The sequence below is a fragment of the Nonomuraea fuscirosea genome (assembly GCF_035917475.1).
In the GTDB taxonomy this organism is placed as follows: domain Bacteria; phylum Actinomycetota; class Actinomycetes; order Streptosporangiales; family Streptosporangiaceae; genus Nonomuraea; species Nonomuraea fuscirosea.
On sequence record NZ_CP109074.1, the window covers coordinates 11,924,786 to 11,932,599 of the forward strand.

Here is a 7,814-nt window from a genome sequence, read left to right on the forward strand (position 1 = left end):
CGGGGCAGGGGGCGAGGCGTGCTGCGACATGGCTCGCCGAACCGGGGCGCCTCGGGGCGCGGTGTGGGCGCGGCGGCGGGGGCGTTGCTGCTCGCCGCCGCCCCCGCCGCGGCCGGCACACTGCTCCAGCCCGCCCACGCCGACGACGTGCGCGGCGGCCAGCAGGCCGTCATCGAGACGCTGAAACTGCCGCAGGCGTGGCGGACCAGCAAGGGCGCGGGCGTGCTGGTGGCCGTGCTCGACTCCGGCGTCGATCCGGGCCATCGCGACCTGGCCGGCGTGGTCCGCGTGGGCAAGGATTTCACCGAGGGCGCAAATCCGCCCGGGATCGCGCCCAGCAGGCTGCACGGCACGTACATGGCTTCCTTGATCGCCGGGCACGGCCACGGACCCCAGGGAAAACGGGGGATCATCGGCGTCGCGCCTGAAGCGGACGTACTGTCGGTAAGGGTCATCCTCGAGGACGAGGAGCCGGGCTTTCGGGAGTTCAACTCGGCCGAGCGTTTCGAGAACGTGGTGGCCAAGGGCATCCGCTACGCGGTGGACGAGGGGGCAGACGTCATCAACATGTCGATCTCCAAGGAGCTGGCGACCAGGGAGGAGCGCGCGGCCATCCGCTACGCCATCTCCAAGGGCGTCGTGCTCGTCGCCGCCGCGGGCAACCGGGGCGACAGGAAGGTCGAAGGCGACTTCGCCCCCTACTCCTACCCGGCGGCCTTCCCCGGCGTCGTCTCCGTCGGGGCGACCGACGAGCGGCTGCGGCGGGCCACGTTCTCCAACTGGAACTCCTCGGTGCTGGTGGCCGCGCCCGGCGTGGACATCATGGGCGCTGGCCCCGGCGACGAATACTGGGTCGGCCGGGGCACCTCGCAGGCCAGCGCGCTGGTGTCGGGCGTGGCAGCGCTCATCAAGGCGCGCCATCCGCGCATGTCGCCGCCGCTGGTGGCGCGGGCCATGGCCGACAGCGCCACCGACCGGCCTCCCGGCGGCTACGACACCGCGACCGGCTTCGGCATCGTCAACGCCGCCAAGGCCCTGGCAGAGGCGGCCCGGCTGGCCGGGCACACCGAGACCGCCGCGGGCGACCAGGCCCAGGACCCGGCCCGGCCGCTGGCCGGCGGGCAGGCGGGCCCGGTCGAGGTCATCGTCAGGGACGAACGGCGCGTCACGGTCTACACGGCGGTCGCCGCCGCGGCCGGCGCCGGCGCGCTCGCGTCCCTGGCCGTCATATTCGTCCTGGTCAGACGGGTACGCCGGGCCGCCATGGCACAGGACGCATGATCCGCCCACCAAGGGGGACGAAATAGACACGAAGCGAATGCGGGAACGAGGCGGTGGTGAAGGGACGTAGGTCGGTCACAGGGCTCCCGCGTGCCGAAGGAGAGGCCGCGCAGGGGAACAGGAACCCGCTCGGCGCCACCACCGGCCGGCGCTCACGCGTGCGCTCATGGCCGGCGGCGGGCTCCCGCAGGCGTACGGAGGCCAAGGAGCGGGCCGAGCTGGCCCTCCTCCAGCAGGGCGTCCGCAACCGCCGGGTCTTCGTGACGCTGCTCGGCGTCATCATCGCGGTGTCGGCGGTCGTCGTGCTGCTCGGCACGGTCGGCATGGTCGCCGAAACGCGCTCGCGTCCGCTGACGCCCGCCGAGCAGAACCAGTACAAGCAGGAGGAGATCGCCCGGCGCTGGCAGGCCTGGCCCGCCAGCGGTGTCTTCCCCGAAGAGGTGCGCTACCTCGGGCTCGACCGCGCCCAGCAGTACGCCAGGCGGGTCGGCATCGCCCCCGAGACCGAGTGCGCCAAGGGCGTGGACGCCTCCGTGGCCGGCGTGCTGCAGAACCACGGGTGCCGCACCATGCTGCGAGCCACCTACATCGACCAGACGGCCTCCTTCGTCATCACGGTCGGCGTGGCCGTGCTGAAGGACGAGGCGTCCAGGGTCTCGGCCGCCGAGGAGCTCACCCAGGACGACCGCGTCGGAGTGCTGCCCGTCGCCTTCCCCGGCACGGTGAGCGAGCGCTTCGGGCCCGACCAGCGCCAGCGCACCGGATGGGTGGGCGCGGGCCCCTACCTCGTGTTCTCGACGGCGGGTTACGCCGACGGCCGCACCAGGGCCGCGATCCCGCCCGAGGAGATCCTGCACAGCGAGCTGTGGCCGGCCGCCAAGTCGGTCGGCAACCAGATCGCCTACTTCCTGGCGGACCCGCCCAAGGTGCCGCCCTGTACCCAGGGGAACGTGTGCTGACCGCCGTACGCGTCGTCACCGCCGCGCTGCTCGCCTTCTCCGCACCCGCCGCCGATCCCGTCAGGGAGCAGCAGAAGTGGGTGCTCGACGCGCTCAACATCGAGCAGGCGTGGGCGGTCACCAAGGGGGAGAACGTCACCGTCGCCGTCGTGGACAGCGCCGTGGACGGCAAGATCAAGGAGCTGAAGGGCCGCGTCACCGCCGGTCCCGACATGACCTCGGGCTCGGTCACCCGCGAGCTGCCGCCGGGCCGGCACGGCACCGCCATGGCCGCCCTGATCGCGGGTTCGGGCGCGGACGACGGGCTCGTCGGCACCGCGCCGGCCGCCCGCATCCTGTCGCTGCCCATGGTCATCGACGACGAGCCCATGCTCATCCCGCCGCTGGAGAGCGAGGCGTCGGCGGAGAGCCCGCTGGCGCGCGCCCTCCGCTACGCCGCCAACCACGGCGCCCAGGTGGTCAGCATGTCGATCGGCTCGTACGGCCCGCTCAGGTCGGAGCGCGAGGCGGTCTCGTACGCGCTCGGCAAGGGCGTCGTGCTGGTCGCGGCCGTGGGCAACGACGGCCTGACCCAGTACGCCCAGGACAAGGGCACCTCCTACTGGAGCTTCCCGGCCGGCTATCCCGGCGTCATCGGCGTGGCCGCCACCGACAAGCAGGGCCGGCGGGCCACCTTCAGCAGCGACAACCTGTCCGTGCTGGTCTCCGCGCCCGGCGTGCAGGTGCCGGTGGCCAAGCGCAAGAAGGGCTACGAGCTGTCGGAGGGCACCAGTTCGGCCGCCGCGCTGGTGGCGGGCGTGGCCGCGCTGATCAAGTCGCGTTATCCGTCCCTGCCGCCCGAGCAGGTCGCGCAGGCGCTGGCGTCGAGCGCCAGGGGCCGGCCGGCGGCCGGCTACGACGACAAGACCGGGTTCGGGGTCGTGGACGCCGCCGCCGCGCTGAACGCCGCCGAACGCCTCACGGGCGCGCAGCGCAGCATCACGCCCGGCATGGAGCACTTCGGTCAGGGCGAGGACTCTCCGGTGCCCACCAGGCCGGGTCCCGACCCGATGCGGCTGTGGCTGTACGGGGGCGGCCTGCTGCTCGCGCTGGTCACGTTCTGCGGGGCGATCGTCGTGCTCAACCAGCGCAAGGAGCCATGACCGGCCCGATGACAGGCATCGACCAGGCATAACGGCATGAGGCGAACAGGTTTCTCGTTGCTGGGAAGATCCGCTATGGTCGCGCGTCATGGGATACGAGCTGCGGGTGGTGCGCGAGTCGCCACTCGCCTTCGCGGAGCTCGCGAAGGCCATCGCGCCGGCCGGTTTCGAGCTGCGCGGATCTGAGGAGATCGTGGCCGGTCACGGGGGTGGCACGCACTCCGTCGCCCGCTGGCACGGCCAGCTGGTCGGCGAGCCCGGCTCCGACTGGCAGGTGGCCCAGCTGCTGAGGCTGGCGACCGCGCTCGGCGCCCGGCTCATGGGCGAGGACGGCGAGGTCTACGCACTGCGCGACGGCGTCATCGAGGTCTCGACGGGCGGCAGCGTGGTGGAGATCGGCAAGTTCGAGGAGATCATCGACGCGGGCCCATCCGCATGGAGCCCGTGAACCCGTTCGCCGAGCGGGTGCTCGACGTGGTCGAGCGCATTCCGCCCGGCAAGGTCATGGCGTACGGCGACATCGCCGAATATCTCGGCGAGGGCGGCCCCCGGCAGGTGGGCAAGGTCATGTCCACGTGGGGCGGCGGCGTGCCGTGGTGGCGCGTCGTCCACGCGGACGGCACCGCCGCGGCCCCTGACCACCTGCGACGCTGCCTGGACCACTGGCGCGACGAGGGCACTCCGCTGCGCGGCGAGCGGGTGGACATGCGCCTGGCCCGCTGGGACGGGCGTTCAGCCGATTTTCAGTAACCAACGTGACCTGCACTTTCTCCAATACGGCGATTCTGTGACATGTGACTCCCATTACCATGGGCAAAACACTGATGGCGGTCCGAAAGGCGGTGCCACCCCTATGGCCACCGGCGTCACAGCCCAAAGCCAGGGCGGCGATTCGCTCGCCGACCGCCTGAAGGCTGTCCAGGATCTCTGCGATCGTGGCGAGCCTTTTGCAGCGGTCATGCGGGCCGTCGGCCCAGGCGGCCGCGACGCGGCATTCGACACCGAGGTGCTCAGCAACCACCTCGGCGCGCGCATCGAGCTGGCGGTCAAACGCGGCCCCGCGCGGCGGCGCGAGATGCTCGACCTCATCCGCCCGTACCTCGCGGGCGTGGACGCCGGCGTCAAACGCGACCTGCCGGTCGCGCGCCGCGTCCTGTGCCACCTGATCGAGACCCGCCCCGACGAGGAACTCGTCGACGGCGAGACGCTCGCCAAGGTGGTGGCCGCGGCGGCGGAGCCGTCCAAGCGCATCCGCAAGGGCCTGCGCTGGTACGCCGACCTGCCCTTCCGCGACGAACTGCCGCCCGACCTCTACCGCCTGCGGCGTGCCGACCTGGTGCCCGTCACCCACATCGACGACATCGTCTGGGCCGACGGCAAGCTGCGCGTGACCGGCTTCGCCTACCTGGCGGGGCTGTCGGTCCGCAGCCGCAGGTTCAACCGGGCGACCGTGGTGCTGCGCGGGCCGCGCTGGTTGCCGCCGATCCGGATGCGCACCCGCCGCGTACTGGCCCCCGAGGCCACCCACGGGGCGCGCGAGCCCGGCTGCAACTACGACTGGTCCGGCTTCAACGCCGAGCTGAGCACGTGGCCGCTGCGCTGGCGCGGCGCCGTGCGCAGCGTGGTCTCGGGCGTGCGCCGCCGCATGCGGCACCGCCCGTCCGTGCCGGACGCCACGACGTGGCGGGCCGAGATCGTGTTCTGGAGCCGGGGCGCGCGGGCCACGGGCCTGCTGCGCGGCTCCTCGATCGGCCGTCCCGAGCGGCCCGCCGGGCTCAAGCTGAAGCCCGGCTGGTGGGTCAGGCCGGTCTGGACCTCCGACCGGGCGCTGCAGGTCGTGCTTCAGCCCAACAGGGCCGAGCTGACCGGTGTGACGCTCGACGGCGAGCACCTCGAACTGAAGATCTCCCTGCCCGGCCGCCAGGTCACCAAGGGTCACGCCAGGCTGGGCGGTCACCGCATCGCCGCCGACTTCACCCCGTCGGGCGACGGCACCGAGGTCAAGGTCGGGCTGGCCGTGCCCGCGCTGCTGCAGGAGAAGGACGGGCGGCGGCTCTGGGTCGAGCCCAAGGGCGACCCGGCGGCCTCCGTCATGCTGGCCGACCTGGTGGAGACCCGCACGCCCGTGGGCGACCGCGAGATCACCGTGCTCGGCGACCGGCGTGACCGGGTCGTGGTCTCCGCCCACCGCATCCGCCCGGTGATCACCTCGGCGGTCTGGGAGGGCCCGGCGCTCGTCCTGCGCGGCGACTATCCCGACGCGCCAGGGCCCCGCACGCTCACGCTGCGGCACCGGTCGGGGCTGTCCTACTGGCTGCCCATGGAGCGCTCCGGGCAGAACTTCACCGTACGGGTGGAGCCGGCCTCGATGGACCGCTTCGGCGAGGCCGTCCCGCTGTCCTCGGGCACCTGGAACATGTCGCTGCGCCATCCGTCGGGCGAGATCGTCCCGCTGCGGATGGACCACGCGGCCCTGGGCGGCCTGGACGAGGAGCCGCGCACGCTCGGCGGCCACCTCTACCGGATGATCTCCACCCGCTTCGACGTCCCGGTGATCACCGTCGAGGAGGACCGTCCCGCGCAGGAGCGCGGCGTCGCCGGCACCCACGTCCTGCGCCGCGTCTTCTACCCGGCCCAGCGCACCGAGCCGCTGCGCGAGGCCACCGTGTACGTGGTCAACGACGGACGGCTCTACGCCGACAGCGTCCGCGCCATCTACGAGGAGCGGCTGCGCAGGGGCGACGACAGCGAGCACCTGTGGGTGGTCAAGGACGGCGCGTTCGTGCCGCCAGGCGGCGCGACCGTCATCAGGGCCGGCAGCCGCGAGCACCACGAGGCGCTGGCCAGGTCCCGCCACATCATCACCAACTCGTTCCTGCCCGTGTGGTTCCGCGCCCGCGAGGACCAGGTGGTGGTGCAGACGTGGCACGGCACCCCGGCCAAGCTCATCGGCGGTGACCAGCCGCACATGAAGCGCGACCCGAGGCCGCCGATCTGGCACCGCCAGGTGGCCGAGGTACGCGGCTGGGACCTGCTGCTGTCGCAGTCGCCGTGGGCCACGCCGGTGCTGCGCAAGGCGTTCGGCTACAAGGGCGAGATCCTGGAGAGCGGCCTGCCCCGCAACGACGTGCTCAACTCGCCCGACAGGGACGCGCTGACCGCGGCCGTGCGCGAGCGGCTGGGCCTGGCCGAGGGCAAGCGGGTGGTGCTGTACGCGCCGACGTGGCGTGACTACGACCGCAAGAACGCGATGGTCAAGCTCGACCTGGCCAAGACCCGCGAGGCGCTGGGCGCCGACCACGAGATCCTGGTCCGCGCCCATCCGATGCAGGCCGCGCCGGCCGTCCCTGACATCGCCCGCGACGTCACGACATATCCGGATATCGCGGATCTGCTGCTGGTGGCCGACGTGCTGGTGACCGACTACTCCTCGGTCATGTTCGACTTCGCCGCCACCGGCAAGCCGATCGTGCTGTACGGCTACGACCTGGCGAAATACTCCTCCAAGCGCGGCCTCTACATCGACCTGCCCGAGCAGGCGCCGGGGCCGCTGCTCTCGACGTCGGCCGACGTGGTCGACGCGCTGCGCTCGATCGACGAGGTGGCGGCGGCCCACGCCGACCGCTACGACGCCTTCCGCGCCACGTTCGCGCCCCGCGACGACGGCAAGGCCACGGCCCGGGTGGTGGACCACCTCTTCTCCTGACGCCGGGCAGGCCCCGTCCGCGAGGGCGGGGCTCGCCCGCGACGCTCAGAAGAGCTCGGGCAGGTCGTCGGGCAGCACGTATCTCCGGCCCGGGTCGTAGTCCAGGCCGAAGGCCCCCGGCTTCGCCGCGCCGGGCGGCCGCCCGCCCGGCAGGTGCTCGACCAGCACGTAGAGCAGCGCCGAGATGCTGGTGGCGCAGACCATCTCACCGCTGTCGATCAGCTTGCGGACCTGCGCGAGCCGCACCCACTCCACCCGCTCGGCCTCCCACGGGTCCGACGGGGACCCGATGTGGGTGGCCGACTCTCCCCGGTAGACGTGGTGCAGGCTGTCGGAGACGCCGTTGCTCGGCTGCACGCCCATCAGTGGGCGCAGCGGCCCGGGACGCCAGCCGGTCTCCTCCTCGAACTCGCGCGCGGCGGCGGCCCGCGGCGTCTCGCCCTCCTCCACCTGCCCGAGCGGGATCTCCCACGCCCAGCTGTCGGTGATGAAGCGGTGGCGCCAGATGAGCAGCACCCGATCGTGGTCGTCGGTCACCACGGCCCCTGCGGCCGGCGCCGTGCGCAGCAGCCGGTGGTCGAGCCGGCTCCCGTCGGGCAACTCCACATCCGCCACGCGGACGTCCAGCCATGGATCGCGATAGAGCGACTTCTCCGAGTGGACCTGCCAGCGCATGCGCTCAACCCCCCGCACAAGGCGAATATTGACCCTACGCTACAAGTCTTC

The 7,814-nt window shown here is 72.5% G+C and carries 7 protein-coding genes; 6 read left to right on the plus strand and 1 reads right to left on the minus strand.

The window, feature by feature from the left end; all coding sequences use genetic code 11:
* The first annotated feature begins 18 nt into the window (after positions 1–18).
* The 6 genes from OIE67_RS55075 to OIE67_RS55100 all read left to right on the plus strand — a co-directional run bounded on the left by OIE67_RS55075 (position 19) and on the right by OIE67_RS55100 (position 7,088).
* On the plus strand, positions 19–1,281 hold the full coding sequence (locus OIE67_RS55075) for a S8 family serine peptidase (RefSeq protein ID WP_326635344.1): 1,263 nt from the start codon (positions 19–21) through the stop codon (positions 1,279–1,281).
* A gap of 56 nt (positions 1,282–1,337) precedes the next feature.
* Positions 1,338–2,240 carry a hypothetical protein gene (locus OIE67_RS55080; RefSeq protein WP_326635346.1) on the plus strand — a complete coding sequence of 301 codons (903 nt, stop codon included), beginning with the start codon at positions 1,338–1,340 and terminating at the stop codon, positions 2,238–2,240.
* Complete coding sequence (locus OIE67_RS55085) at positions 2,234–3,382, plus strand: S8 family peptidase (RefSeq protein ID WP_326635348.1); 1,149 nt, start codon at positions 2,234–2,236, stop codon at positions 3,380–3,382. The genes OIE67_RS55080 and OIE67_RS55085 overlap by 7 nt, the downstream gene beginning before the upstream one ends.
* 88 nt (positions 3,383–3,470) lie before the next feature.
* The gene (locus OIE67_RS55090; RefSeq protein WP_106240928.1) at positions 3,471–3,830 is read left to right on the plus strand and encodes a hypothetical protein; all 360 of its coding nucleotides are present in this window, start codon (positions 3,471–3,473) and stop codon (positions 3,828–3,830) included.
* Positions 3,818–4,132, plus strand: a complete 315-nt coding sequence (locus tag OIE67_RS55095) for an MGMT family protein (protein WP_106240930.1) — start codon at positions 3,818–3,820, stop codon at positions 4,130–4,132. The genes OIE67_RS55090 and OIE67_RS55095 overlap by 13 nt, the downstream gene beginning before the upstream one ends.
* A gap of 208 nt (positions 4,133–4,340) precedes the next feature.
* A complete protein-coding gene (locus tag OIE67_RS55100; RefSeq protein WP_326635353.1) occupies positions 4,341–7,088 on the plus strand; it encodes a CDP-glycerol glycerophosphotransferase family protein in 2,748 nt (915 codons plus the stop codon).
* A 45-nt stretch (positions 7,089–7,133) separates the two neighbouring features.
* Here the strand turns inward: OIE67_RS55100 and OIE67_RS55105 are convergent, their stop codons facing one another.
* Positions 7,134–7,763 carry an NUDIX domain-containing protein gene (locus tag OIE67_RS55105; RefSeq protein WP_326635355.1) on the minus strand — a complete coding sequence of 210 codons (630 nt, stop codon included), beginning with the start codon at positions 7,761–7,763 and terminating at the stop codon, positions 7,134–7,136.
* Positions 7,764–7,814: the final 51 nt, after the last annotated feature.

Coding starts and splice junctions, on each gene's coding strand:
- OIE67_RS55090 (WP_106240928.1), top strand. CDS start 3,471: ATGGGATACGAGCTGCGGGTGGTGCGCGAGTCGCCACTCGCCTTCGCG.
- OIE67_RS55095 (WP_106240930.1), top strand. CDS start 3,818: ATGGAGCCCGTGAACCCGTTCGCCGAGCGGGTGCTCGACGTGGTCGAG.
- OIE67_RS55100 (WP_326635353.1), top strand. CDS start 4,341: ATGCGGGCCGTCGGCCCAGGCGGCCGCGACGCGGCATTCGACACCGAG.
- OIE67_RS55105 (WP_326635355.1), bottom strand. CDS start 7,763: ATGCGCTGGCAGGTCCACTCGGAGAAGTCGCTCTATCGCGATCCATGG.